Annotated in this window: 23 protein-coding genes; 15 read left to right on the top strand and 8 right to left on the bottom strand. The window is 64.8% G+C overall.

What is annotated here, in order from left to right:
- Both V1288_RS05420 and V1288_RS05415 read right to left on the bottom strand, forming a co-directional pair.
- Window positions 1-1,545 (bottom strand): indolepyruvate oxidoreductase subunit beta family protein, encoded by a 1,545-nt coding sequence (locus V1288_RS05420; protein WP_334356095.1) that lies wholly within the window; start codon window positions 1,543-1,545, stop codon window positions 1-3.
- On the bottom strand, window positions 1,542-3,704 hold the full coding sequence (locus V1288_RS05415) for an indolepyruvate ferredoxin oxidoreductase subunit alpha (protein ID WP_334356094.1): 2,163 nt from the start codon (window positions 3,702-3,704) through the stop codon (window positions 1,542-1,544). Before V1288_RS05415 ends, V1288_RS05420 begins: the two co-directional genes overlap by 4 nt.
- Window positions 3,705-3,981: 277 nt before the next feature.
- Here V1288_RS05415 and V1288_RS05410 point away from each other — a divergent pair, with 277 nt between their 5' ends.
- The 7 genes from V1288_RS05410 (at window position 3,982) to V1288_RS05380 (ending at window position 10,542) form a co-directional block, all read left to right on the top strand.
- Entirely contained in the window at window positions 3,982-5,157 is a 1,176-nt protein-coding gene (locus V1288_RS05410) for an acyl-CoA dehydrogenase family protein (protein ID WP_334356093.1), read from the top strand.
- Window positions 5,158-5,200: 43 nt separating this feature from the next.
- Entirely contained in the window at window positions 5,201-5,605 is a 405-nt protein-coding gene (locus V1288_RS05405) for a RidA family protein (protein ID WP_334356092.1), read from the top strand.
- Between the two features lie 42 nt (window positions 5,606-5,647).
- Window positions 5,648-6,775 (top strand): cupin domain-containing protein, encoded by a 1,128-nt coding sequence (locus V1288_RS05400; RefSeq protein ID WP_334356091.1) that lies wholly within the window; start codon window positions 5,648-5,650, stop codon window positions 6,773-6,775.
- A gap of 110 nt (window positions 6,776-6,885) precedes the next feature.
- Window positions 6,886-7,797 (top strand): fumarylacetoacetate hydrolase family protein, encoded by a 912-nt coding sequence (locus tag V1288_RS05395; RefSeq protein WP_334356090.1) that lies wholly within the window; start codon window positions 6,886-6,888, stop codon window positions 7,795-7,797.
- Between the two features lie 9 nt (window positions 7,798-7,806).
- Window positions 7,807-8,454 (top strand): flavin reductase family protein, encoded by a 648-nt coding sequence (locus V1288_RS05390; RefSeq protein WP_334356089.1) that lies wholly within the window; start codon window positions 7,807-7,809, stop codon window positions 8,452-8,454.
- 22 nt (window positions 8,455-8,476) lie between these two features.
- Window positions 8,477-9,568 (top strand): NAD/NADP octopine/nopaline dehydrogenase family protein, encoded by a 1,092-nt coding sequence (locus V1288_RS05385; RefSeq protein ID WP_334356088.1) that lies wholly within the window; start codon window positions 8,477-8,479, stop codon window positions 9,566-9,568.
- The gene (locus V1288_RS05380; RefSeq protein ID WP_334356087.1) at window positions 9,565-10,542 is read left to right on the top strand and encodes a 3-hydroxybutyryl-CoA dehydrogenase; all 978 of its coding nucleotides are present in this window, start codon (window positions 9,565-9,567) and stop codon (window positions 10,540-10,542) included. The genes V1288_RS05385 and V1288_RS05380 overlap by 4 nt, the downstream gene beginning before the upstream one ends.
- 22 nt (window positions 10,543-10,564) lie before the next feature.
- On the opposite strand, the gene V1288_RS05375 is transcribed toward V1288_RS05380, so the two are convergent.
- The 4 genes from V1288_RS05375 to V1288_RS05360 are packed head-to-tail and all read right to left on the bottom strand — an operon-like array spanning window position 10,565 to window position 15,271.
- Window positions 10,565-11,269, bottom strand: a complete 705-nt coding sequence (locus tag V1288_RS05375) for an ABC transporter ATP-binding protein (RefSeq protein WP_442894010.1) — start codon at window positions 11,267-11,269, stop codon at window positions 10,565-10,567.
- Window positions 11,270-11,274: 5 nt separating this feature from the next.
- Window positions 11,275-13,044, bottom strand: coding sequence for a branched-chain amino acid ABC transporter ATP-binding protein/permease (locus tag V1288_RS05370; protein WP_334356085.1), 1,770 nt, complete (start codon window positions 13,042-13,044; stop codon window positions 11,275-11,277).
- Complete coding sequence (locus V1288_RS05365; protein ID WP_334356084.1) at window positions 13,041-14,084, bottom strand: branched-chain amino acid ABC transporter permease; 1,044 nt, start codon at window positions 14,082-14,084, stop codon at window positions 13,041-13,043. Before V1288_RS05365 ends, V1288_RS05370 begins: the two co-directional genes overlap by 4 nt.
- Before the next feature lie 38 nt (window positions 14,085-14,122).
- A complete protein-coding gene (locus tag V1288_RS05360) occupies window positions 14,123-15,271 on the bottom strand; it encodes an ABC transporter substrate-binding protein (RefSeq protein ID WP_334356083.1) in 1,149 nt (382 codons plus the stop codon).
- Between the two features lie 139 nt (window positions 15,272-15,410).
- Here V1288_RS05360 and V1288_RS05355 point away from each other — a divergent pair, with 139 nt between their 5' ends.
- The 7 genes from V1288_RS05355 (at window position 15,411) to V1288_RS05325 (ending at window position 22,408) form a co-directional block, all read left to right on the top strand.
- Window positions 15,411-16,229, top strand: a complete 819-nt coding sequence (locus V1288_RS05355; protein ID WP_334356082.1) for an alpha/beta fold hydrolase — start codon at window positions 15,411-15,413, stop codon at window positions 16,227-16,229.
- A gap of 499 nt (window positions 16,230-16,728) precedes the next feature.
- Window positions 16,729-17,529 carry an aspartate/glutamate racemase family protein gene (locus V1288_RS05350; protein ID WP_334356081.1) on the top strand — a complete coding sequence of 267 codons (801 nt, stop codon included), beginning with the start codon at window positions 16,729-16,731 and terminating at the stop codon, window positions 17,527-17,529.
- A 9-nt stretch (window positions 17,530-17,538) separates the two neighbouring features.
- The gene (locus tag V1288_RS05345; RefSeq protein ID WP_334356080.1) at window positions 17,539-17,967 is read left to right on the top strand and encodes an organic hydroperoxide resistance protein; all 429 of its coding nucleotides are present in this window, start codon (window positions 17,539-17,541) and stop codon (window positions 17,965-17,967) included.
- 26 nt (window positions 17,968-17,993) lie between these two features.
- The gene (locus V1288_RS05340) at window positions 17,994-19,172 is read left to right on the top strand and encodes a thiolase family protein (protein WP_334356079.1); all 1,179 of its coding nucleotides are present in this window, start codon (window positions 17,994-17,996) and stop codon (window positions 19,170-19,172) included.
- Complete coding sequence (locus V1288_RS05335) at window positions 19,169-20,410, top strand: SDR family NAD(P)-dependent oxidoreductase (protein ID WP_334356078.1); 1,242 nt, start codon at window positions 19,169-19,171, stop codon at window positions 20,408-20,410. Before V1288_RS05340 ends, V1288_RS05335 begins: the two co-directional genes overlap by 4 nt.
- Window positions 20,411-20,439: 29 nt before the next feature.
- On the top strand, window positions 20,440-21,225 hold the full coding sequence (locus V1288_RS05330; protein ID WP_334356077.1) for a cyclase family protein: 786 nt from the start codon (window positions 20,440-20,442) through the stop codon (window positions 21,223-21,225).
- A 28-nt stretch (window positions 21,226-21,253) separates the two neighbouring features.
- Window positions 21,254-22,408, top strand: coding sequence for an ABC transporter substrate-binding protein (locus V1288_RS05325; RefSeq protein ID WP_334356076.1), 1,155 nt, complete (start codon window positions 21,254-21,256; stop codon window positions 22,406-22,408).
- A 22-nt stretch (window positions 22,409-22,430) separates the two neighbouring features.
- Here V1288_RS05325 and V1288_RS05320 read toward each other — a convergent pair whose 3' ends face one another.
- Window positions 22,431-24,053: an AMP-binding protein gene (locus V1288_RS05320; protein ID WP_334356075.1), complete on the bottom strand. Its 1,623-nt coding sequence runs from the start codon at window positions 24,051-24,053 to the stop codon at window positions 22,431-22,433.
- A 174-nt stretch (window positions 24,054-24,227) separates the two neighbouring features.
- On the opposite strand from V1288_RS05320, the gene V1288_RS05315 reads away from it, so the two are divergent.
- On the top strand, window positions 24,228-25,871 hold the full coding sequence (locus V1288_RS05315) for an ATP-dependent acyl-CoA ligase (protein WP_334356074.1): 1,644 nt from the start codon (window positions 24,228-24,230) through the stop codon (window positions 25,869-25,871).
- Window positions 25,872-25,888: 17 nt separating this feature from the next.
- On the opposite strand, the gene V1288_RS05310 is transcribed toward V1288_RS05315, so the two are convergent.
- Entirely contained in the window at window positions 25,889-26,398 is a 510-nt protein-coding gene (locus V1288_RS05310) for a MarR family winged helix-turn-helix transcriptional regulator (RefSeq protein ID WP_334356073.1), read from the bottom strand.
- Window positions 26,399-26,426 lie beyond the last annotated feature (28 nt).

Here is a 26,426-nt window from a genome sequence, read left to right as displayed (position 1 = left end):
TCAGGCGTCCTCGAACAGAGTCTCGACTGTGCGCAACGCGCCGTCGAGCTCAGTGCCATCGGCGTCCTTCAGCGCGACCTTGGTCAGCCGCTGCACCCATTCGGCGGCGTCGGGCCGGCCGAACAGGCGATCGGACGCCTGCATGACCTTGTCGAATTTCGATTCGCCGCGGGAATGTGTGTCCGAATAGCCGCCGACGAGACGGCGGGCTTCGCACACCGCGGTGGCTAGCGCTGTATCACTTGCGGCGAACTTGCAGATACGTTGCGCCCATTCGTCGAGATGGCGCACCTCGCGGGCATGCCGCAGCGTGCCGCGGCGGAATCGCCGCAGGCCCGCCACGCAGTATAGCATCAGGAACGCCGACGGCGCGGTTGTGCGCAACTTTCGTCCACGATCGATGAGCCGGGCGAGCCGTTCGCTGCGCTCGAGCTTTTCGCCGAGCCGCGGCGGCAAGAGTCCCGCCATTTCCTCGATCCGCGGATGGAAGAATTCGGTGATCGCGAGGACCTGGTCGTCACCGGCTCGCACCTCGCGGCGTACCCGGTCGAATCGTCCCGCGCGCGTCTTGAGGTCTGCCACGCGGATGACGTCGTCATAGGCCATTGCGACCGCAAGATATTTGGCAAAGGCCTGCAGCAGGCCGGTTGCGTCACGCGGCATCGCTTCCAGCCGGTCGAGATATTCGCGGCCATAGGCGACGTCCTGATAATCGACCACGCGCTGCAGGCCGGCTGCGACGATACCGTGCAGAGCCTCCGGCAATAGCCGCGCCCGCGCGATCAGCGCGTCATAACCGGCATCACCGATCGGCTCCAGGCGCGGAAAGCGTTTGGCGAGCGGCGGTTTTGCCGCTGGCTTGATCTTCGGATCCTGCTTGAGCGTGGCGACGGCGCGCTCGCGGCCGGCAGTGAAGGCGCGCAGGCTGGCATCGACGCCGACCCCCGCCGCCCTGATCGTGGCTTCAAAATCCTCGGTCGTGAAGGGCAGGGCGCCGGAGCCTGCGAGCGCGCCGAACAGCACCGAGGAGACCACGCTGCCGGTGGCATCCGCAATCTCGGCCATGTCGAATGCGATGAAGCGATTGGCCGCGACATTTGCCGCCTCGTAGACCTGCGACGCGTCGGCGGTGCCGTCGCCCGGCGCGGTCTTCTCGATCACAGCAAGTGAGCGGTGCGAGGAGCCGATCAACAACGTGCGGTCGGGCGAGACCAGCCCGCGCAGGATGGCGCGGCCGGCCTCCATCAATTCGGCACCGATCACGATGTCGACCTTGCCGGGCGCCGGCATCAGCGACAGCACGGGGTGACGATCCGGCTTGCTCGCGTCGGGTGCGATCATCTCGATGTAATAGATCGTGGCGCCGGTGCGCTGCGCGACGCCGGGCACCGAGGTCGATTGCGCGAACCAGCCGCGCCGCTCGGCCAGCGCCACGATCCAGTCGACCAGCACGCCGCCGCCCTGGCCGCCCATCGCGAGCACCGCAACGGTGATCGGGCGAGCCTGACTGAGCGCGATGGAGGAGGGGGCGAACGAGACGTTCATGCCACCTCCTGCTCGAACATGATCCGCCGTCCTGCCCGCCAGCGCTGCAACGCGCCGATCATCCGTTGCCAGATGCGGTCGAGCCGCGCTTCGAACGCGGTTGGATTGGAAACGACGTCGGCGCGATAGAAGGAGGGACACAGAACAGCGGCGTCCGCGACCTCGCCGCAATGGCCGCAGCCGACGCAAGTATTGTCGACGGCGGCGACCGGATTGTCCTTCAAGGGATCGCTGGTCGGCTTCACCGACAGCGACGGACAGCCGGACAAACGGATACAGGCGTGGTCGCCGGAACACACGTCCTCGTCGACACCGAAGCGCTCGCGCACGATGCGCTCGCCGCGCCTGGCGGCGGCCGAAACCTGCGGCTTCACGCGGCGCTGCTTGTTCAGCATGCACTCCGACGAGGCGACGATGATCTTCGGACCTTTTTCCTCCGTTGTCAGCGCCTCGCGTAGCGTGTCGCGCATGCGCGTGACGTCGTAGGTGCGGTCGATCTGGCGCACCCATTTGGCGCCGACGCCCTTCACCGCTTCCACGATCGGATGCTTGGTCGAGCGCGAACGGTTGTCGGCGCGGGAGGAGGGGATGTCCTGGCCGCCGGTCGCGGCGGAATAGTAATTGTCGACCACGACGATCACGCCGTCGTGCTGGTTGAAGACGGCGTTGCCGACGCCGCTGGTCAGCCCGTTATGCCAGAAGCCGCCGTCGCCCATCATCGAGATCGAGCGCTTGCTCGCCGGAACGTTGAAGGCGGAAGCCGACGCCGGGCCGAGCCCATAGCCCATGGTAGTGGCGCCGATATTGAACGGCGGCAGGATCGAAAACAAATGGCAGCCGATATCGGCGGCGATATGATGTGGGCCGAGCTCCTTCTCCACCAGCTTCATCGCGGAAAAGATCGGCCGCTCCGGACAACCAGTGCAAAAGCCCGGCGGTCGCGGCGGCACCACGTCGGCCAGCGCACGGATCTTGTCGTCGACCTCGACACGGTCGATGTTCGGCGCGCGCGCGGCATCGGGCAGTGCGTCCGGACGCCAGCGGCGGATGAAGGCGCCGATCGCCCCGCCCATGACTTGCGCGGTGTACTCGCCGGCCATCGGGAACAGGTCCTTGCCGTGCAGCTTGGCTGGAATGTCGGCGTTGCGGAGGATCTTGTGCAGCGCCTGCTCGATGAATTCGGGCTGGCCCTCCTCGACCATCAGCACGGCCTTCTTAGCCCGACAGAAGTCGATCACCTCGCGGTCGACGATCGGATAGGTCACGTTCATCACATAGAGCGGCACCCGCGTCTCGCCCCAGACGTCGGCAAGTCCGGCATCGCGCAGCGCGGTGACGACGCCGTTATACATGCCGCCCTGCATGATGATGCCGATATCGTCGATATCGCCATCGAACGTCTCGTTCATGCCGCGCGCGTGGATGAATTCGACCGCCGCGGGCCAGCGCTGCTCGATCTTCTCCTTCTCGTGCAGGAACGAGGCTGGTGGCAGTACGATGCGGTTGGTATCGCGCGACGGCGCATCGAGCGCGTGGGCCAGCGGAAAGGCGGGGCGGACATTGTCGCGGGTAGCGAAACGTCCATGGACATGGCAGGCGCGTATCCGCACTTCCAGCATGACAGGCGTATTCGACGCCTCGGATAGCTCGAAGGAATCGTGCACGGCCTTGACGATCGACGCCACGTTGGGCCGCGGATCGACCAGCCAGAGCTGCGACTTCATCGCAAAGGCGTGCGAACGCTCCTGCATGATGGAGGAGCCTTCGCCGTAATCCTCGCCGATGATGACGAGCGCGCCGCCGGTGACGCCGCCCGAGGAGAGGTTGGCGAGCGCGTCGGAAGCGACGTTGATGCCGACCGGTGCCTTGAACGTGACCGCGCCACGGATCGGGTACATCACAGAGGCGGCCAGCGTCGCCGCTGCGGTAGCCTCACTGGCGCTGGATTCGAAATGCACGCCGAGGTCGGAAAGGATATCCTGCGCGTCCGACAGCACGTCCATCAGATGCGAGATCGGCGCGCCCTGGTAGCCAGCGACATAGCTGACGCCGCATTCGAGCAGTGCCTTGGTGATCGCGAGGATACCTTCGCCGCGAAATTCCTGGCCGGCGCCCAGCTTCAGGTCTTCCACCTCGCGCGCGAAAGAGCGTTCTGCCATGCTCGCCTCCTCGGCCCTGCGGGGAACTCCGGATGACCAAATATAATTTTAGACATCAAACAAAAATGATGTCAATCGGACTTGCGCGTTTGCGCATGGCAAAACACCTTGGGCGCATTGATGTGCAGTTTTGGAGCCTATTTCGTGAGCTACATGCACATCCGGCCGACTCCGTCGCCGGATCGGCTCGCTTGACAAGATATTTTAGCCATGAAACATTATTGGGATGCGTCGCGCCTGGCGGCGTACGCTGAAGCGGCCTTTGCGGGAGACTGACATGACCCCGGTTTCGCAGTTGCGCGGGCCGTCTCGCGAGCATCTCGAATGGCCGTTCTTCGATTCCCGCCACAGCGATTACGCTGCGGCGCTCGATGCCTTTGCAGCCAGTCTTGGCGATACGCATGGCGGCGACGTCGACGGGACCTGCCGTTCACTGGTGCGGCAGCTTGGCGCCGCGGGACTGCTGGAGGCATCGGTCGCGGGCGATCGGCCCGATGCGGTGATCGATTCCCGGCTGATCTGTCTCGCCCGCGAGACGCTGGCCTGGCACAGCGGACTCGCCGATTTCGCTTTCGCAATGCAGGGACTCGGTACCGGTGCGGTGGCGATTGCCGGTTCGCCCGAATTGCGCGCAATGGTGCTGCCGAAAGCGCGGCGTGGCGACTGGGTCGCGGCCTTCGCCCTGTCGGAGAAGGAAGCCGGTTCCGACGTTGCCGCCATGACCTGCAGCGCCCGGCGCGACGGCGACCATTATATCCTGGATGGCGAGAAGACCTGGATTTCCAACGGCGGCATCGCCGACGTCTATACGCTGTTTGCGCGAACCGGCGAGGCGCCGGGTGCGCGCGGCATTTCCGCCTTTGTGGTGCTTCCAGACGATCCTGGATTCTCGATTGCCGACCGCATCGACGTGATGGCGCCGCACCCGTTGGCGACGTTGCGTTTCGAAGGTTGCCGGATTCCGGCGGCGCGGCTGTTGGGCTCGCCGGGCGAAGGTTTCAAGATCGCGATGCGCACCCTCGATATCTTCCGCGCTTCGGTCGCAGCCGCGGCACTTGGTTTTGCCCGCCGCGCGCTGGACGAGGCAGTGGCGCATGCGCTGTCACGGCGGATGTTCGGCGGCGTGCTGGCCGACCAGCAATTGACGCAGGCAGCCCTCGGCGAGATGGCCGCAGATGTCGATGCCAGCGCGCTTCTCACCTATCGCGCAGCCTGGCGGCGCGACGTGCAGAAGGCTCCCACAACGCGCGAAGCGGCGATGGCGAAAATGGTCGCGACCGAAACCGCGCAAGAAGTGATCGACCGCGCCGTGCAGATGTTCGGCGGCCGCGGCGTCCGCTCCGGTGAGGTGGTGGAGCAACTCTATCGCGAGATACGCGCGTTGCGCATCTATGAAGGCGCGACCGAAGTCCAGAAACTCATTATCGGACGCGACGTCCTGAAGGTGGCTTAAGCCGCGCGGGCGTCCGGTTGCGTCCTGCTACGGGAGTTAAGAAATGTTCGAGTTCTTGCAGCCGCCCGGTTGGGCCAAGCCGAGCGGTTACGCGAACGGCATCGCCGCCCGCGGCAAGATGATCTTCGTCGCAGGCCAGATCGGCTGGAACGAGCAATGCAAGTTCGAGTCCGACGATCTGGTGGATCAGATCGGCCAGACCCTGAAGAACGTCGATGCGGTGGCGCGGGCCGGCGGCGCCGGGCCCGAGCATATCGTGTCGATGACCTGGTTCCTGCTCGATCGCAGGGAGTATTCGGCGCGGCTGAAGGAAATCGGCGTGGCCTATCGCGGCGTCATGGGCCGGAACTTTCCGGCCATGACGGCGCTGCAGGTATCGGGGCTGATCGAGGATCGCGCCAAGGTCGAAATCCAGGCAATCGCAATGATACCTGACGGGATGAACTGACAACGCGACGCCGAACACGGCGCCAACTCACAGGAGAGCGACATGGCAGCGAAAGCGCGTGAGAACCACCGGGAAGACGTGGCCGGACGGGCCAATGTCGAGGATACGCCTGAACTGCTCGCCTATTACGACCAACTCGAAAGGCTGGAAGCCGGCGCGCTCTGGACGGTCGCGAACAAGATCGAGCCCTGGCAGCCCAAATCGTCTTCGGTTCCAGTGTTGTGGCGCTATGAGGACCTCCGCGCGCATGTGTTGCGCTCCGTCGAACTGGTATCGCCGGAGAGGGCCGGTCGGCGCGTCATCTATCTGAACAATCCTGGTCGACGTGAGCACGCCGCCGCAGTCGGCTGGCTCTATTCCGGCCTGCAGGTCATGCACCCGGGCGAGGTCGCCACCGCCCACGCTCATTCGGCGTCCGCGCTTCGCTTCATCATGGAGGGCGAGGGCGCCTACACCATCGTCGACGGTCACAAGTTGACGCTCGGCGCCAACGACTTCGTGCTGACGCCGAACGGCACCTGGCACGAACACGGCGTCTCCGCCGACGGCACGCCCTGCATCTGGCAGGACGGCCTCGACATTCCCCTGGTCAACACGCTCGAAGCCAATTTCTACGTGGTTCATCCCGATCTGCAGCAGAGCGTCGGCTATCCCGTCGACGACATGACGCACACCTGGGGTAGTCCCGGCCTGCGTCCGGCGGGCGCGGAATGGTCCAAGGGATATTCGCCGCTATTGAAATATGAATGGGGTCCGACCTACGAGGCGCTGCAGCGCTATGGCAAGGCCTCCAATGGTTCGCCGTATGACGGAGTTCTCATGAACTACGTCAGTCCAGTGACCGGCGGGCCGGTGATGCAGACGATCGGCGCATCGATGCAGATGCTGCGGCCGGGCGAGAGTACGCGCGCGCACCGTCACACCGGTAGCTTCATCTATCAGGTCGCCAAGGGGAGCGGGCACTCGATCATCGACGGCAGGCGCTTCGACTGGAAGGAGCGCGACATCTTCTGCGTTCCGTCCTGGGCCTGGCATGAGCATGTCAACGCCTCCGCCAACGAGGACGCCTGTCTCTTCACCTTCAACGACTTGCCGGTCATGCGCGCGCTCGGGCTCTACCGCGAGGAAGCTTTTGGCGACAATGGCGGCCGGCAGCCGCTCGTATCTTAGAGCTTCGGGTCTGATTGAATCAGAACCGAAGCTCCAAATTCTTGTTTTGACGCGTTTTCTTCACGCGAACCGATATCCACTTCGCTCGAAAACGCTATAGGAGAGCAACAGTGCGTCTTGTTACCTATCGCAGTACGGTCGAAGCTGCAGCCCGTCTTGGTGCGGTTGTCGGCGACCTCGTCGTGGACGTCGAGAAAGTTGGCCAGCAGGCCGGGGCTCCCCTGCCGTCATCGATGCTCGACTTCATCGATCTCGGGCCACCGGCATTGGCTGCGCTCAAGAAGATACTTAGCGAAGGCAACGATAACTGGCCGGTCGGCGCCGCATTGCCGCTTGCGAATGTCAGGCTGCTCGCGCCGATCCCGCGTCCGCGCAAGAACATTTTTGGCATCGGCCTCAATTATGTCGAGCACGTCGCGGAATCGTCGCGCGCCCTCGACACGGCAAAGGACTTGCCGAAGCAGCCCATCATCTTCTCGAAACCGCCGACCAGCGTGATCGGGCCGGACGAGGCCATCCAACACAACAAGGCGATTACGCAGCAGCTCGACTGGGAAGTCGAGCTTGCCGTCGTAATGGGACGAACCGCACGACGGGTGTCGGAGGCGGAAGCGCTCGGCTTCGTGTTCGGCTACAGCGTAATGATCGACATCAGCGCCCGCGACAATCGCCGCGCCGGCCAATGGATCTACTCCAAGGGGCAGGACACCTACGGACCGTTCGGGCCGTGCATCGTTACTGCAGACGAAATCACGGATCCGCATGCGCTCGATCTCTGGCTGACGGTGAACGGCGTCGAGAAGCAGCGCTCCAACACGCGCCATATGCTGTTCAAGGTCCCGCTCCTGATCGCAGACATTTCGGCCGCGATGACGCTGGAGCCGGGAGATATCATCGCGACGGGGACACCCGAGGGCGTCGGCGCCGGGCGCTCGCCGCAGGAATGGCTGTGGCCAGGTGACGTGGTCGAAGCGGAAGTCACCGGCATCGGCCGGCTGCGCCACCCGGTGGTGGCGATCTGAGAGGCCGGCATGATCTTCGACATGGAGACGCTGGAGGCGCAGAGCCGCTACAAGATCCTGACCGCGACGGTGACGCCGCGGCCGATCGCCTGGATCACCACGCTCTCCGCGAACGGTGTGATCAATGCCGCGCCCTTCAGCTTTTTCAACGTGATGGGGCATGAGCCGCCCACGGTCGCGATCGGTCTGCTGGCGGGCTCGGAACGCTTCAAGGACACGGCGGCCAATATTCTCGACACCGGGGAATTCGTCGTGAACCTCGTTGGCGAAGCCAACGCCGAGGCCATGAACATCACCTGTATCGACGCGCCGCCCGAGATCGACGAATTGACGCTGGCCGGGCTGACGCAGGCTGCCTCGCAGGCGGTACGTCCGCCGCGCATTGCGGAATCGCCGGTGTCGTTCGAATGCCGGGTCCTCGCTTCGCTGGTGACGGGGCCGCGGCAGACCACCGTCATCGGCCGGGTGGTCCGCGCCCATGTCGACGATGCTGTGATCCTGGACAAGGAGCGCTGTCACATCGATACGCAGGCGCTGCGTCTGATCGCCCGCATGCACGGCAGCGGCTGGTATGCACGCTCCACCGACCTGTTCCAGATCGATCGCCCGACCTGGGCGGCATGGCAGGACGAGAACATCAAGGCGAAACCTGCGTAGCAGAATCTGAGCGGAGGACAGCTTGAAGATTGCAGTGTTGGGTGGAGGCAACGGTTCGTTCGCGGCCGCCGGCGACATCGCTTTGGCCGGTCACGAAGTCCGGCTGTGGCGGCGAAATCCCAAAGACGTGGAGGCGCATCGCGCGCAGGGCGGCACGATAACGGTCATCGACCGGACGGGCCGCCGTGAAGCTCGACCTGCGATGGTTACGTCTTGCATCGCGGAAGCCATCGAGGCCGCCGATCTCATTCTGTGTCCGGCACCGGCATTCGCGCAGCCCGCAATCGCTGATCTGGCCGCGCCGCATCTGCGCGACGGCCAGGTCGTGTTTCTGCCGCCCGGCACGTTCGGCTCTTATGTCTTTGCCCGCGCCGCGCGAGACGCGGGCAACCGCGCCGAGATCGCAACTGCGGAGACCGGGACCTTGCCGTGGCTGGCGCGCAAGCAGGGCCCTTATGCGGTGCGCATCTCGGGCAGGGGCGCGCGATTGCCGACCGGCGTATTTCCGTTACGCCTCGTACGGCACGCGCTTGATGTGATCGAGCGCGCGTTTCCAAACGCCATCGAGCCGTGCGGCGATGTACTTTCGGCCGCGCTGATGAATGCCGGTCCGATCATTCATCCGCCGCTGATCACAATGAACGCCGGTCCAATCGAACATTTCGACAAATGGGATATCCACAAGGAAGGAACCCAGCCGGCGATCCGCCGCGTGACGGATGCACTCGATGCCGAGCGCGTCGCTATCCGCGAGGCGCTGGGCTACGGAGGGCCGCATTTTCCGTTGGCCGACCATTATTCGAAGGACGGCGACCCCTGGATGTATACGCGCGACGCGCATGACCAGCTCACGGATTCCGGCGATTGGTCCGAGCGCCTCGTCCTCGTCGAGCACCGCTACATGCTGGAGGATTTGCGTCTTGGCCTGTCGTTCCTTGCTTCAGTGGCGGGCCTCGCAGGCGTGCAAACGCCGCTGGTCAAGGCGTTCCTGGCGATCGGCGCCGCCATCACCGGCGAGGATTTTACGGTGACGGGGCGGACTTTGTCTTCGCTCGGCCTTGGCGATCTCGATCGGGCGGCGCTGCAAAATCTTCTCGCGGAGGGCTTTCGATGAGGCCGGTCATCGGATGCCTCGGCGCCGGACGTATGGGCCGCGGCATTGCGGTCGTGTTCGCGTTCGCCGGCCGTCAGGTGGTCGTCGTCGACTTCAAGGAACGGGAAGCCTCAGCATTTGAGGCGCTTGCAGCCGAAGCCAAGGCGGAAATCCGCTCGACGCTCGAAATCCTCTCGCGCATCGGTCTGCTCCCGCCAGACCTCGTACCGACGATTGCCGAACGGATCACGATCGTGCGTCGGCAGGAGGCGGCTGCGGTGTTGCCGCGCTGCGATGTCATCTTCGAGGGAATGCCGGAGATTCTCGCGCTGAAGCAGGCAGCGCTGGCCGAGGCCTCGCGACTGGCGGGCGAGGGCCCGATCATCGCCTCGACCACGTCGACGATATTGGTTGACGATCTCGCGGGATCGATCGAACATCCCGACCGTTTCCTCAATGCGCATTGGCTCAATCCGGCCTATCTGGTGCCGCTGATCGAATTGTCACCCGGGCGGCTCACCGCGCCGGAAGTTACGGAGCGGATGAAGACGCTGCTCGAAGGCATCGGCAAGGTGCCGGTCGTCTGCGCGGCGCGGCCGGGCTTCATCGTTCCCAGAATCCAGTCGCTGGCGATGAACGAGGCCGCCCGCATGGTGGAGGAGGGCGTCGCCTCGGCGGAGGATATCGACAAGGCGGTGATTTACGGCTTCGGATTCCGCTTTGCGGTGCTCGGCCTGCTCGAGTTCATCGACTGGGGCGGCGGCGATATCCTGCATCATGCCAGCCACTATCTGGTCGAGTCGCTTGGCGACAGCCGTTACGCCGCGCCTGACATCATCGCGACGAATATGCGGGAGGGGCGCATCGGCATGAAGACCGGGCAGGGATTCATGAACTACGAAGGCGTCGATCTGGCTGCCTATCGCGAGAAGCGGCTGGCAGCCTTTGCCGCGGCGCTGCGGGCCATGGGGCTGGCGCGCGAACCTGTCGCGTGATGCAGGAGCCGCGCGCCTCGCGTCAGTGGCCACCGAGATAGGCCGCGATCAGCTTCGGGTCGTGGATCAGCGTGTCCGCCGGGCCGGACTGGATGATCTCGCCGGTTTCCAGCACATAACCGAAATCCGCTGTCTCGAGCGCAGCGCGGGCATTCTGCTCGACCAGAAGGACCGAGACGCCGAGGCTCCGCAGCGAGGCGATGGTGCGGAAGATTTCGCGGACGATGAGCGGCGCGAGGCCGAGACTGGGTTCATCGAGCACCAGGAGTTTCGGCTTCGCCATCAGCGCGCGGCCGAGCGCCAGCATCTGACGCTCGCCGCCCGATAGCGTGCCGGCGGCCTGCTTGCTGCGCTCTTTCAGCCGCGGGAAGCGGTCGAATACGTCGTCGAGGCTTTTGCGCGTCGTCGAGCGGTCGCGCAGGCTGTAGGTTCCGAGCAGCAGATTGTCGGCGACCGACATGTCGGCAAACAGCTCGCGCTTCTCGGGCACAAGGCAAAGGCCGCGCTCGACGCGACCCTCGACGTCGATCCGCGCAAGGTCCGCGCCCTGAAACATCATCTGCCCGGTGGACTTCAGCAGGCCGATCGCCGCCATCAGGAGCGTCGTCTTGCCGGCGCCGTTCGGGCCGATCACGGTCACGATCTGCCCCTGCTCGACGGAAAGCGAGACATTCCGCACGGCTTCCACCTTGCCGTAGGCGACCGACACATTCTCGACCGAGAACATCTGTGTCACGCGACACCTCCGAGATAGGCTTCCTGGACGCGGGCGTCGCTGCGGATCGCTGCCGGCTCGCCCTCGCAGAGCTTTAAGCCGAAATCGAGCACGACGATGCGGTCGACCAGCGCCATGACGAACTCCATGTCGTGCTCGACCAGCAGGATGGTCAGGTGATCGGCGCGCAGCGACCGCAGCAGTTCGGCGAGCTTGAGCTTTTCCTGGCGCCGCAGGCCGGCCGCCGGCTCGTCGAGCACGAGCAGCGTCGGATCGGCGGCGAGCGCGCGGGCGATTTCGAGCACGCGCTGATTGCCGAGCGGCAGGTTGCCGGCGAGTTCGAAAGGCTTGTCGCCGAGGCCTACCCGTTCGAGTTGCTGCAGCGCCTCGTAGCGCGCGCTGGCCTCTTCCGCCTGGTTGAGGCGCAGCGCGCCGGCGAACAGGCCGGTCCGGGTGCGCGAATAGGTGCCGAGTAGCACATTATCCAGCAGCGTCATGCGCGGACGCAGCTTGACGTGCTGGAAGGTGCGCGAGATGCCGGCGCGGGCGATATGGAATTGCTGGTCGCGGGTGATCGAGCGGCCCGCGAATGCGATCTCGCCGCTATTGGCGCGCAGCGCCCCTGTGAGCAGGTTGAACATCGTGGTCTTGCCGGCGCCGTTCGGCCCGATCAGCCCGAGGATTTCGCCGGACCTCACCTCGAAGCTGACATTATTGACGGCGACGAGGCCGCCAAACCGCCGCTGCGCGCCGCTGACCTTGAGAAGCAGCGTACCAGGCGCCGGTTGCTCGCGGCGCGGCAATGGCGTCGCCGCTTGCGGACGGGACTGTTTCAGCTCCGGCAGAAAACCGAAGAGGAACGGCACGATGCCCTGCCGGGCGCGCTGCAGGAACAGGATGAACAGCGCCGAGAACGCCACGATCTCGAGCTGGCCCGAGGCGCCCTTTGCGATCAGCGGCAGGTAGTCCTGCACGCTGTTCTTCAGGAGCGTCACGATTGCCGCGCCGACCACGCCGCCTAAAATGCTGCCGGCACCACCGACCATCGCCATCATCAGATATTCGATGCCCATGCTGGCATCGAACGGTCCGGGGCTGACGAAACGGCCAAGATGAGCATAGAGCCATCCGGACAGCGCGCCGAGGAACGCGGCGATCACGAATGTCACCAGCTTGATCTGGAATGCGCTGATCCCGAGGCTTTCGACCAGCGTATTGCCGCCGCGAAGCGCCCGCATCGCCCGCCCGATGCGGGAGTCGAGCAGGTTGTAGCAAACGAAAAGAACGGCCACGACGATCGCCCAGATCAGGAAGAAGATCTGCCGGCTTTCGACCAAAGCGACCGGGCCGATCGAAATCGGCGGAATGCCGGAGATGCCGTTATGTTGACCGAGGCCATCGATGTTGCCGAACAGGAACGCGATAGCCAATCCCCAGGCCACCGTGCTCAGGGAGAGGAAGTGGCCGCCCAGGCGCAGTGTCACGAAACCGAGGATCGCTGCGATGCTGCAGGTCAAGACGATCGCCAGCACCAGTCCGAGCCATGGCGAATAGCCGTTCATCGCCGTGACCCAGGCGGTTGAGTAGGCTGCTACACCGACGAAGGCCGCCTGGCCGAACGAGACAATGCCGCCGACGCCGGTCAGCAGCGCCAGCCCGATGGCGGCAAGCGAGTAGATGCCGATGTAGTTCAGCAAGGTGATGCTGAACGGATTGAGCACGAAGGGTGCCGCCACGAGGCAGCCGACCGCCGCGGCGATGATGAGACGGATCTGCTGCGGTGTCATTCCTCGACTTCCTCTTCGGAATGCTGCGAGGCGAGCGAGCGCCAGAGCAGGACAGGGATCAGCAGCGAGAAGACGATGACGTCCTTCAAGGTGCTGCTCTGGAACGAAGCGAAGCTCTCGATAATGCCGACGCCGAACGCGCCGAGCGCCGCGCCTGGATAGCTGGCCATGCCGCCGACGATGGCGCCGACAAAGGCCTTCAGGCCGAGCAGGAATCCGGAATCGTAGAAGATGGTATTCACGGGCGCGATCAGGATGCCGGAGACGCCCGCCATCAGCGACCCCAGGAGGTAGGCGATGGTCCCGGCGCGCGCCGGTCTGATACCCATCAGCCGGGCGCCGGTCCGATTCAGGGCGGTCGCGCGCAGCGCCTTGCCGATCAGCGTGAAGTCGAAGAACAGAAACAGCAGGCCGCTGAACACCAGCGCCGCGGCGAGTATCAGCACCGTCTGACCGGAAACGTGCACGCCGGCGATCTCCATCGCCATCGACGTCAGCGGCTCGGTCCGGACGCCTTCAGGACCGAAGAACAGCAAGCCAAGTCCGACCAGCGCGAAGTGAAGCGCGACCGACACCGTCAGCAACAGCAGAACCGAGGCGTCAGCGATCGGGCGAAACACAATCCGGTCCAGCAGCGGCGAGATCGGCATGATCAAGAGCAGCGCCAGCAGGATACGGACCGGCATCGGCGGATTGAAGCGCATCGTCAGCCAGACGATCGCGACGACAATCAAGGGCAACACGAGATAGCCGAGGACGGCCTTCGGCACCGCGCGAAGCTCGCCTGTGCGCGCCAGCGAGACGGCCTCCATCGCGCACGCCAGGCACGCCAGCACGACAACCAGCCCGACCGTTCCGGGAAGCTGTTTGGCGTCGAGCGCCGCCAGCGTCAGCGCCGTGAAGGCCGCGATGTCGCCGAACGGAATGAAGATCACCCGCGTCACGGTGAAGATCAACACGGTCCCGATCGCCACCAGGGCGTAGACCGCCCCGGTCGCTATTCCGTCGATCGCAAGGATCGCTGCGATATCTGCCGTCATGCTGTCGGCCGTCCTTCCGTGTTACCCGCAGGTATCGCTCAGGGCTCGTAGGTCCAGGCGCCGTTGTTCAGGCGGACAATCACCAGCGCGCGCTCGTCCACGCCGTGGTAAGCGCCGGCCTTGAAGTTGTAGACCGCGTGCACGCCCGAGAGTTCCTTGGTGTTGAGGATCTCGTCGCGCAGCGCCTTGCGGAATTCGATGGTGCCGGGTTTCGCGATCTTTAGCGCGCGCGCCGCGGCTGACGTGAAGATCATCCAGCCGTCGAATGAATAGGCCGAGAAACCGTCCGTGGTCGGGACATTGTTGGCCTTCAGGAAGGCGGCGCGGAACTCGAGTGCAAGCTTCTTCGCGAAATGGTTGTCGGGAAGCTGCTCGGCGACGATGACCGGGCCGGCGGAGACCTGAATTCCATCCGCGGCCTTGCCGCCGACACGAACGAAATCGGGATTGACCAGTGCGACCGTACCGTAGGTCTTGCCCTTGAAGCCGCGTTCGCCGAGCGCCAGCAGCGGCAGCGCTCCCTGCGTGCCCGATCCGCCGATCAGCACGGCATCCGGGCGCACCGCAAGAACTTTAAGGATCTGGCCCGTGACCGACGTATCGACGCGCGCATAGCGTTCGTTGGTCAGCACCTTGATGCCGTCCTCGGCCTCCACCGCCTTGGCTCCGTTGTAGACGAGGTCGCCCCAGGCGTCAGAGAAGCCGATATAGCCGATGTTCTTCATGGCATCGCGCTTCATGCGATCGGCAACGACCTTGACCAGCAGCGAGGCTGGTTGCGGAACGGAAATGCCCCACTGGTCGGCCGGGTTGGGCTGTCCGATCACCGGGGAGACCGCGATCATCGGCACCTTCAGTTCGGTCGCGACCGCCAGCATTGCGATGGTCGAAGGAGCGGTTGCGGTGCCGATCAGGAGATCGACCTTTTCTTCCTCGATGAGCTTGCGCGCGTTGCGCGTTGCAGCGGAGGGATCGGAGCCGTCATCGAGCTGGATCAGCTTGATCTTCTCGCCGTTGACCTCCTTCTTGTATTCCATGGCCGCCTGAATGCCGCGCCCGTACGGGATGCCGATCGAGGAGCCGGGTCCACTGAGCGACGTCACGAATCCGATCGTGATATCCGCCTGTGCGGTCGAGGCCGCGACGAGGCCGCCGATGAGTGCAGTCAAACTCAACATCTTGCGCATTGCATTCCCCTTGGTTGAAATCAGCCGCGACCTGAGCGAGATGTCAGCATGGATCGAGGTCGGACCAGCACGATCGATGCCGTAATTGTTGCCGAAAGCCGGGACGGGCCTGGTCCCCGCATCCGGATGGAGTTATGAAATGAGTGCCAGCAGAACCGGTTCCAACGTCGAGCGCCGCTTCGTCACGACGCGCTTGGGCCGCATCCACGTCGCCATGGCGGGAACCGGTTTTCCCGTTCTCCTGCTGCATCAGACGCCGCGGTCGTGGGACGAGTACCGTGATGTGCTGCCGCTGCTCGGCCGCGATTTCCGCACGATCGCGATGGATACGCTCGGCTTCGGGGATTCCGATCGGCCTCCCGGCGATCCTTCGATTGAACTGTGGGCCGAGGGCGCGTTCGCGCTGCTTGATGCGCTGGAAGAACCGCACGCCGCGATCGTGGGCCATCATACCGGTGCGGTGATCGCGGTCGAAATGGCAGCCTCCGTGCCTGCGCGCGTGAGCGCGCTGGTGCTCTCGGCCTGTCCTTTCGTCGATGCGGCGCGCCGGGCCAAACATCACGGCACGCGCGTCATCGACGATGTGAAAGCGCGTACCGATGGCGCCCATCTCGCTGAGCTCTGGGCGCGCCGGCAGCCATTCTATCCGGCTGACGATATCGATCTGCTGCAGCGCTTCATGATCGACGCGCTGCGGGCCGGCGAGATGGCGGCGGAAGGCCATCGGGTGGTGAATCGCTATCGGATGGAGGACCGTCTGGGGCAGATCCACTGTCCCACGCTGGTCATTGCTCCGACGGGCGATCCGCATGTTCATCCGGTGGCTCCGAAGGTCGCTGAAGCTATCGAAGGCAGCATCTTGCGTGAGCTCTCAGGAGGCATGGTGCCGCTTCCCGATCAGATGCCGGAGGCTTTCGCCGGCCTGGTCCGCGAGTTCATCGCTGCCCGGATGCCCTGAAACTGAAATGCCCCGCTCGACCGGCGCGAATGGCAATTCGCCGGCAGCGCCTGCTGTTCCGAGGTTGATGATCTCAGCCACGATTGATGAGCCTTTATCAACGCAACTACCAATGCGACGTCCGTCCGCCCAGGCGCCGATGCTGTCAATTGTTTAAAGCCTAAAGTATTTCTCGACCGAAGGTCAATACACCAGTTTCGTGCCTCGCGGAAAAAGTTTGCGGCAGCGCGCGCCGGCGCGAAGGCTGAATTCGCCTGTGCAAAAGGGTGAGGCGCTACCTGCCTGTCGTTTCGGCACTCGACCGTGTCGCGCGCAGAACGCTTCGGCGCGCGGTTCAATTGACGCCAAAATTATTTTGTGGTTGAAATATTTCGGTCGATGGAATGGCGCCACGCTGTGGCGTGTGTTCGCAGCGACCGGCATGTGCGTGTCGTCAGGCCTCTCAATGACGCGAAGGTTCGAGGACCGGCACGCTTAGCCTGTGAACAGGATACCCGCTGTGCGCATCTTCTGGCAGAGCTTCGTCGACCAGGCCACGAGCGCGCCCTACATGGCGCGGCTTGCGGCCTATCTGAACGAGATCGCGGCGCCCGGCACCAGCGTCCATGTTGAGGGCATCACGCCCGCTGATCGTGATTTCGGCCGCCTGAGCGAATTCCGTTGTGCGATCCAGGCGGTCGACAATGGGCTCGCGGCGCAGGAGAACGGTTTCGACGCCTATGTCATGGGCCACTTCCAGGATCCAGGATTGTACGAACTGCGCTCCGCGCTCACGATTCCGGTCGTCGGGACGGGCGAGGCGACGCTGCTCGCGGCCTCGCAGCTTGGGCGCCGCCTCGGCCTCGTCACGCTCGATACCGCCTTCGAGGTCTGGCATTACGAGCAGGCCGATCGTTACGGACTCTCCGGCCGCGTGATGCATGTCACCGGGATGGGCTGCCGTCCGGAGGATTTCAGTGCCGCATTCGCGGGAGATGCGGCGGCAAAGGCGCGCATGCTGACCGAGTTTGCGGCCTGCGCCCAGCCGCTCGTCGATCGCGGCGCCGATGTCATCATTCCGGCTGGCGTGTTGCCCGGTCTCCTTATTGCGAGCGAGCATGGCTTCAAGATCGGTCATGCGCCGGTGGTCAACTGTGCGGCGGTGGCGTTGAAGAGCGCCGAGATGTGGGTGCAGTTGCAGCGCCTCAACGGTACCGAGCCGAGCCGCGGACCGAGCTTCGCGCTGGCCAACGACCGCGCCCGCCAGGATTTCCGCGCCACCGTGGCGCGCACGCAGGCCGACAGACCAAAGAGCCCTTGAGGACAAGACATGCTGCAGCCAGACAAGATTCTGTATGAAGCCGAAGTGACGGCGACCGGCGGGCGCGACGGCAAGGCCGCGAGCGACGACGGGTTGTTGTCGGTGTCGCTGTCGCTGCCGAAATCTCTGGGCGGGCCAGGCGGACCGGGAACCAATCCGGAGCAGCTTTTTGCTGCCGGTTATGCGGCGTGCTTCCTCGGCGCGGTAAAACTCGTCGCGCGCACCCGTAACATCACGCCGTCGGCGGAGCCGACCATCACCGCGAAGGTCGGTATGGGACCGGTCGCGGTCGGCTACGCGCTCACCGTCGAGCTCAAGGTGCTGCTCCCCGGACTGGAGAAATCCGTCGCCGAGGAAATCGTTGCCGGCGCCCACGAGCGCTGCCCTTATTCCAACGCGACGCGCGGCAATATCGACGTCAAGTTGACCGTGCTCTGAACGGCTCACAGGAACCCGGTAGTCCGATGCAGAGCTCCATCCGAACACCATATGATCGGGTCGTGATGGCGGTTCCGGTGACGATCCCCTATGTGCGCTATTCGATCGAGAGCGCGCAGTGGTGGATCGGCCGCGCGCTGAAGGCGCTGGTGGATGGCGCCGGGATCACGCCGCGCGATATCGACGGGTTCTGTGTTTCGAGTTTCACGGCGGGGCTCGACAGCGGGATCGGTCTCACCCAGCATTTCGGACTGTGCGTGCGATGGCTCGACACCATTCCGCTTGGGGGCGCGAGCGCGATTGCCGCGCTCCGGCGCGCCGCGCGGGCGGTGCAGGCGGGCGACGCCCGCATCGTGGCCTGCGTGGCGGGCGATACCAACCACGTCGATTCCTTCCGCTACACGCTCGAGAATTTCTCGCGCTTCAACCAGGATGCCGTCTATCCCTACGGCGCCGGCGGCGCCAATGCGAGCTTTGCGCTGATCGCACGCAATTACATGCGCACGTTCGGCGCGCGGCGCGAGGACTTTGGCAAGATCGCCGTCGCCCAGCGCCACAACGCGCTTCGCAATCCCCATGCGCTGATGAAAGCGCCGCTGACGATCGAGCAATACATGTCGGCGCGGCCGATCGCCGACCCGATCCATTTGTTCGATTGCGTGATGCCGTGCGCCGGCGCGGAGGCCTTCCTGGTGATGAGCGAGGACGTCGCCACTTCGCTGAAGCTGCCCGCCGCCAAAATTCTCGCCACGATCGAGCGCCACAATGCGTTCGGCGACGATCCCGTTCAGGTGCGGGGCGGTTGGGCGATGGACATCGACGAGCTTTATGCGATGGCCGGCGTCAAGCCGGATGATCTCGACTTCGTCGAGACCTATGACGACTATCCCGTCATTTCGATGATGCAGTTCGAGGATCTCGGCTTCTGCCGCAAGGGTGAGGGGCCGGATTTCGTCCGGCAGCATGATCTCACGATCGACGGCAGCTTCCCGCACAACACATCCGGCGGGCAGCTCTCGGTCGGGCAGGCCGGCGCGGGCGGCGCCTATCTCGGCGTGGTCGAGGCGCTGCGCCAGGTGCTTGGTCAGGCCGGTCCGACGCAGGTCAGGGATGCGCGCGTCGGATTGGCGTCGGGTTTTGGTATGATCAATTATGATCGCGGCCTCGCCTCGGGCGCGGCGATTCTCGCAGGACCGGGCGCATGATCGAGCCGATAGCAAAGCCGCGCCGAAAGAATCCGCTGAAGCGGACGCGGCTGCCGACGTCGCCGCCACGCGCGCGCAGCCGCGCGTCGCACGGTTTTACGCGGGCAGCCGCCGAAGGCCGCTTCATGCTGCAGCGCTGCGGCGCCTGCGGCACGTTCTGCTATCCCGCGCGCGACGCCTGTCCGGCGTGCCTGTCCGCCGATCTCGTCTTTGCGGACGCGCCGCGGCGCGGCACGCTCCTGAGCGAAACCACGCTGCATATTCCGGCCGACGTGCATTTCCGCGAGCGCGCGCCATGGCGCGTCGGGCTGGTCGCGATGGAATGCGGACCCAAGCTGGTGACGCACCTGCACGCGGATTGCGAAGAAGGGCGGCCGGTCGTGATGTCGTTTCAATTGGACAAGAGCGGGCAGGCCGTGGCCTTCGCGTACCCCGAACGTGAGACCCCCAACATGACGGACGACAGGCAGTGGCGTGAGATGACCGCCGATCCGAAATTCCGGCGCGTTCTGGTGACAAACGGGCGGAGCATCGTCGGTCAGGAAGCGGTGGCCGCGTTGAAGGCGGCCGGCGCTTCGATCGTGTTCGTCGGTGTCGCCGAACCGTGGAAGCCGTTTCCCGGCGAGGACGCGTTGCAGGCGCTGGAGGGAGTCGAGATCGTGCCGCTCGATATCGGCGACGAAAAATCCGTCGCGGATCTCGCGGCCGATATCGGCGGCAAGGTCGATATCCTCGTGAATACCGCCGAGCATGTCCGCGCCGGCGGCCTGCTCGATCGTCAGGGCACCAGCGTCGTGCGCGACGAGATCGACCAGAGCTATCTCGGCTTCGTGCATCTGGCGCAGGCGTTTGGACCCGCGATGCGAATGCGGGGCTCCGATGGCGTCAACAGCGCCGCCGCCTGGGTCAATATCCTCTCTGTCTATGCGCTCGCAAACTGGCCGGTGTTCGGTGCGTATTCGGCGTCGCAGGCTGCTTGCCTCTCCCTGTCGCACTGCCTGCGGGCGGAGCTTCGCCCCGGCGGCGTCAAGGTGGTGAACGTGTTTACCGGGCCGCTCGATATCGAGTGGTTCCAGACGGTGCCGCCGCCGAAGGTCGCGCCCCGCGCGGTCGCGAGCGCGATCGTGTCGGCGCTCAAGCGCGGACTTGAAGATGTGTTCGTAGGCGATGTCGCCGAGGATATTCGTCAGCGCCTTGCGGCCAACCCCAAGGCGGTCGAGCGTGAACTCGGGGCGTAGGCGGGTTTGCTAGAAACGGGAGAAGCGCAATGGACAGCAATGGTCTCACGCAATTTGCCGGCGCGGTTGCATCCGGCGCGGTGCGCATCGTCGACCTGACGTTTACGCTCAGCCCGGACTTCCCCGTCATCGTACTGCCGCCCGAGTTCGGCCAGGCCGCGCCCGTCCGCATCCAGCAGATTTCGCGCTATGACGCGAGTGGTCCTGCCTGGTACTGGAACAACCTGACCTTCGGCGAGCACACCGGCACGCATTTCGACGCGCCGATCCACTGGTTTACCGGCAAGGATCTGCCGAACAATTCGGTCGATACGCTGCCGGTGCGCGACATGATCGCGCCGGCCTGCGTGATCGATTGCTCGGCGCAGGCCGCAAAGGACGCGGATTTCCTTTTGACGATACCGGTCATTGAAGCCTGGGAAAAAAGCCACGGGCGGATTCCGGAACGGCACTGGGTATTGCTGCGCACCGACTGGTCGAAGAAAGGCTGGCGCGACTACGCCAATTTGAAGGACGACGGCGCGCACACGCCCGGGCCGGATGCCACCGTGATGCGCTGGCTGGTCGAGGAGCGCGGCATCATCGGCCTCGGCACCGAGACGATCGGGACTGATGCCGGACAGGCCGGTCATCTCGATCCGCCCTATCCGGCGCACCATTTCCTGCACGGCGGCGGGCGTTACGGCCTGCAATGCCTGTGCAATCTCGATCAGCTTCCGCCGACCGGCGCGGTGATCGTGGCCGCGCCGCTCAAGATCCAGAACGGCTCCGGCAGTCCGCTGCGCGTGCTTGCGCTGGTGCCCGGGCAGGGTTGAGCCTCCATCTCCCACATCGAGTGACATCATGAAAAGCAAGACTTTGTTGATCGGCGCCGCGCTTCTGCTCGGCGCGGTCGCGCCGGTGCGCGCCGAAATTATCGTCGGTTTCATCACCGGCCTGAGCGGGCCGGTGTCCTCGATCGGCGTGCCGAACGCCAAGGGATTGGCCGCAGGCCAAGCGTATATCGGCGAGATCGACGGCGAGAAAGTTCGCGTCATCCAGCTCGACGACGGCTCCGACCCGGCCGCGTCGACGCGCAACGCCCGCAAGCTGGTCGAGCAGGAAAAGGTCGACTTCCTGATCGGCACATCAGGTGCGCCGCAGACGCTTGCGATGGCCACCGCGGCGATCGAGATGAAGGTGCCGATGGTGGCGGTTTCGCCGATCGCGCCGGTGCCGGCCGGAGAGGGCGGGCCATGGGTCGTGCAAACGCCGCAGCCGATGCCGCTTCTCATTCAAGGCATCGTCGATCACATGAAGAGCCGCAACGTGAAAACGGTGGCGTTTCTCGGCTTCTCCGACGCCCTCGGCGATCTGTTCTATAACGCCCTGCTGCAAACTGCTGAAGCGGCCAATATCAAGGTGGTTGCGAATGAGCGCTACGCGCGTTCCGACAATTCAGTCACCGCGCAGGTGCTGCGTGCGATCTCGGCGCGACCCGATGCGATCATGCTGGGTGGGACCGGGACGCCGGGCGCGTTGCCGGTGATTACGCTGTCCGAGCGTGGCTACAAGGGACCGCTCTATGGCAACAATGGGATGATCAGCGCCGACTTGCTGCGGCTTGCCGGCAAATCGGCCGAGGGCATCATCTGCCCGACCGGGCCGATAACGGCAGCCGAGCAGCTTCCCGAGAGCAATCCGACCCGCAAGGTCGGGCTTGCGTTCCGCGCCGCCTATGAGAAGGCCAACGGCGAGGCGCCGACCGACGGGTTTTCGCCCTATGCCTTTGATGGCTGGCTGGTGTTCATGGATGCCGCCAGGCGTGCAAAAGCGACAGGGGCGACGCCGGGCACGCCGGCCTTCCGTAACGCATTGCGCGAGGCGCTGTTTACGACCAAGGACGTTGTCGGCACGCACGGCATCTACAGCTTCACGCCGGCCGACCGCCACGGCGTCGACAGCCGCGCACGCATTCTGGTCCAGATCAAAAACGGAGCATACAAGCTGCTGCCGTGATGGCGGCAGCCAGCGAGATCGCTCAGGCGTGGCGCAGCTTCGCCTTGAGCGCGCGAATGTCGATCGCGCGTTTGTTGCTGACGGCCGCAGCGGCGAGCGCCTTGATCTCGCCCCTGGCGAGCTTGCGCGTTGACGATAGCGGAAGCTCGTCGACGATGGCGATGTAGCCGGGTACCTTGTGGTAGGCGAGACGCTCAGCGCAGGTCTTTACGATCGAGACCGCGAGCGCGTCGGCGTCATCGATCTCCGCGTTCGGCACGATGAACGCGAAAACCTCCTCGCCGCGGATGTCGTCGGGAACGGGTGTTACCGCGCAGCCGCCGACACGGGTGTCCATGTAAAGCGCGCTTTCGACCTCGAGCACACCGATGTTCTCACCGCTGCGCCGCACGATGGTCTTCTTGCGATCGAAGAAATACATCAGCCCGTCTTCATCGGCGAAGACCAGGTCTCCGGTGTGGAACCAGCCGTCCTGCCACGCCGCTTCAGTGGCTTCCTCGTCCTTCAGATAGCCGCTGAAGAAACCGGCTCTGATATCCTCGCCCTTGGCGCGGACCAGCAGTTCGCCGGGTTTTCCAGGCGCGACATCGGCGCCCTGGTCGTCAACGAGGCGATACTCCATGCCTTTAGATGGTCGGCCGACGCAACGCGCGCCAAACCCGGCCGGCTCGCGCGCGGTGGTGGTAGCCGCCGCTCCGCCGGTTTCGGTCATCGCCCAGGCCTCGACGATCGGGATGCGGTAGCGCTCCTCAAAGGTGGCGCGGTGGCGGACATCGACGCCGGGCGCAAACGCGAAGCGCACGCGATGCTGCCGTTCCACCTCGGTCACCGGCAGTTGCAGCAGGATGGCGGGGATGACGCCCAGACAATGCACGACGGTCGCGCCGCTGTCGGCCACGCACTGCCACCAGCGGTTGGCGTGAAAGCGGTCGAGCGGCACCACGGCGCCGCCGAGCACCATCATGCCGACGGCGCTGCAGCCGAGCGCGTTCATGTGAAACATCGGCAGCGGCGTCAGGTTGATCTCGCGGTCCGGCTGCAGCCCGGCCACGCCACCTTGCGCGAGGTACCAATCGGCGACCTGTAGAAAATAGCGGTTCGAGAGCATGCAGCCCTTTGGCTTGCCGGTGCTGCCTGAAGTAAACAGCAGCGCGCATTCGCCGTTGAATTCACCGTCCTGGGCGGCGACATCCATCTGGCACGGCGGGATGCGGCTGTCGGTATCGATCAAGCGGGCGCGCCCGAGTGCCGCCCCTTTCGTCACCTGCATGCGATCCGGCGTCGCCACCAGCAGATCGGCATGCGACAGCTCAAGCTGGAAGGACAATTCGTCGGGCCGGACGTCGGGGTTGATCGGAACGATCGAAACCCCGAGCGCATTGAGCGCAAGCCAATGGAGGAAGAAGACCGGACGATTTTCGAGCAGCAACGCAACCCGCGCCCCGCGCCCATAGCCAGCGGCCGCGTATTCCGCGCGCAGCCGATCAACCTCGGTCTTGAATGCCCCGTATTCGATCTTGAATCCTTCCAGCGCATAGGGCAGTCCTGCGCTTGCAGGCGCCAGCAGGAATGGCGCGTCCGGCCGCCTTGCAGCCGTGGCCGCGAAGGCATCGGACGGCGATCGATACGGCGTGTCGAGGCTCATTGCAGACGTCGCTCCTGTTCGTCGGCTGCGGCCACCGCCGGAGGGATGACAGCCGGAACCCGCGCGCAGCCCCTTGCTGCGGCGGCAACTTTCGTGAATACTTTAAGCCTAAACTATCTCGTCGGCCAAGTGCGATCTGTCGCAGATCAGCCCGGCGAAACCCAGGAGGTGCGTGTGCAGGCAGGTGATAGCAGCGCGGCCAGGCAGCGGCGGGGCGCGTCGATCTGGTCGCTGGCGGCTGAACGTTTCCCGCCGGCGGATCGCATACTCTCGACCATCCTGACGCGGCAGGCCGCGCAATACCGCGATCGTACGCTGTTTGTCTTCGGCGAAACACGATGGAGCTATGCGGAGACGGCCGCAATCGCCGCCGCATCCGCGGCGCGCCTGATGCGCGCCGGAATTCGGGCCGGCGACCGCGTCGCGCTGATGTGCTCGAACCGGCCGGAATTCCTGGAGGTCTATCTCGGCTGCGCCTGGATGGGTGCCGTGACCGTGCCGATCAACACCGCGCTGCGCGGCATTCAGCTCGGCCACATCCTGCGCAACTCCACGCCGAAACTGCTGGTGATCGAGTCTGGCTTTGTGCCGGCGATCGAAACGCTGGAACGCGATATCGCGCCGCCGGATCTTATCTGGATGATCGGGGAAAGCGCCGCGCTGTTGGTCGCGCCGCAATCGATCTTGCCCCTGCCTGCGCTTGGCGAGGGAGTTGCGCCGGCGCCCGTACGGCCCGGCGACACGGTCGCGATCCTCTATACGTCGGGCACCACGGGTCCTTCCAAGGGTGTCTGCTGCCCGCAGGCGCAGATGTTCTGGTGGGGCGTCTATTCGGCGCGCGCGCTCGGCATCCGCGAGGGTGATGTACTGTTCACGACGCTGCCGCTGTTCCACACCAATGCGCTGAACGCTTTCTATCAGGCGCTCCTGAACGGCTGCACCTTTGCGCTCGAGCCGAAATTCTCCGCTTCCGGTTTCTGGGCATCTGCGCGACAGCACCAGGCAACCGTCGGCTATCTCCTCGGTGCGATGGCCGTGATGCTGCTGGCGCAGCCGAAATCCGACGAGGACACCGCGCATTTCCTGCGGGTCGCGCTCGGCGGCGGCGTCCCCGGTCAATTTCACGGGCCGTTTCTCGAACGCTTCGGCGTGCCGCTGCTCGATGGCTACGGTTCGACCGAAACGAATTTCGTGTTCGCGGGCACGATCCCGTCCGATCGCCCCGGCACCATGGGCCATCTCGTCGAGGGCATCGAGGCCTGCATCGTCGGTCCTGGCGATGAACCTCTGCCTGACGGGGAGGCCGGCGAGCTGCTGCTACGATCGCGCGAGCCGCTCGCGTTCGCGACGGGCTATTTCGGAATGGCGGACAAGACGGCCGAAGCGTGGCGAAATCTCTGGTTTCATACTGGCGACCGGGTGGTGCGCGATGCGGACGGCCACTACCGCTTCGTCGACCGGATCAAGGATTCAATCCGCCGGCGCGGCGAGAATGTTTCGTCCTGGGAGGTGGAGCAGGTGCTGCTGAAGCATCCGGCGATCGCTGCCTGCGCCATCTATCCGCTGCCCTCCGAGCTCGGCGAGGATGAAGTTGCGGCGGCCGTCCAGCTCGAACCCGGGCATGCGCTGGAGCCGATTGATGTGGTCAGGCATTGCGAGGGCAAGATGGCCTATTTCGCGGTTCCGCGGTTCGTCCGGATCGTCTCCGAAATGCCGCTGACCGAGAACGGCAAAATACGAAAGGTTGCGCTGCGCGAGGCCGGGAGGATTCCCGGCATCTGGGATCGCGATGCGGCGGGATACAAGCTGCGTCGCTAGCCTTGCGGCGCGCGGGATCAGGCGCGGGCCTGCTCCGTCGCGCGCTTCACGGCGTTCTTCAGGTCGTCGAGCTCCTTGACCAATCCGTCGAGCCGCCCTTTCGGAACCTCGGCAAGCAGCGAAGCCAGCCAAAGCCCATGCTTCTTCGCCATCCGCCTGAACGCCTTCCTGCCCTCGGCCGTCATGCAGACGATCTGCACGCGACGGTCGAGCGGTGACGGCGACCGCGTGATGAAGCCGTCTTCGACCAGGCGATCCACGATCGGGGTCAGATTTCCGGCGGTGACCATCAACCGCTTTGGCAGCTCACCCAGCACCAGCCCAACGGGCTCACGATCGAGCTGCGCCAGCACGTCAAAGCGCGGCATTGTGAAGTCGAACTCTTCCCGGAACTGACGGCGAAGCTCGGTGCCGATCAACGACGTACAGGCGAGGAGGCGAAGCCATAACCTGACCTGGGCGCGGTTATCGGTGTCTTCGCCCGTCATGTTCTCTTCGTCGATCAGCGCGATTTCCTTGCCGGCCATCAACCCCATGCCTCCCGACGTTCCCCGT

Source organism: Bradyrhizobium sp. AZCC 2176 (assembly GCF_036924645.1).
Taxonomy (GTDB): Bacteria; Pseudomonadota; Alphaproteobacteria; order Rhizobiales; family Xanthobacteraceae; genus Bradyrhizobium.
Note: the sequence above shows the minus strand (reverse complement) of the source record. Positions and strands in the feature narration are given on the sequence as shown.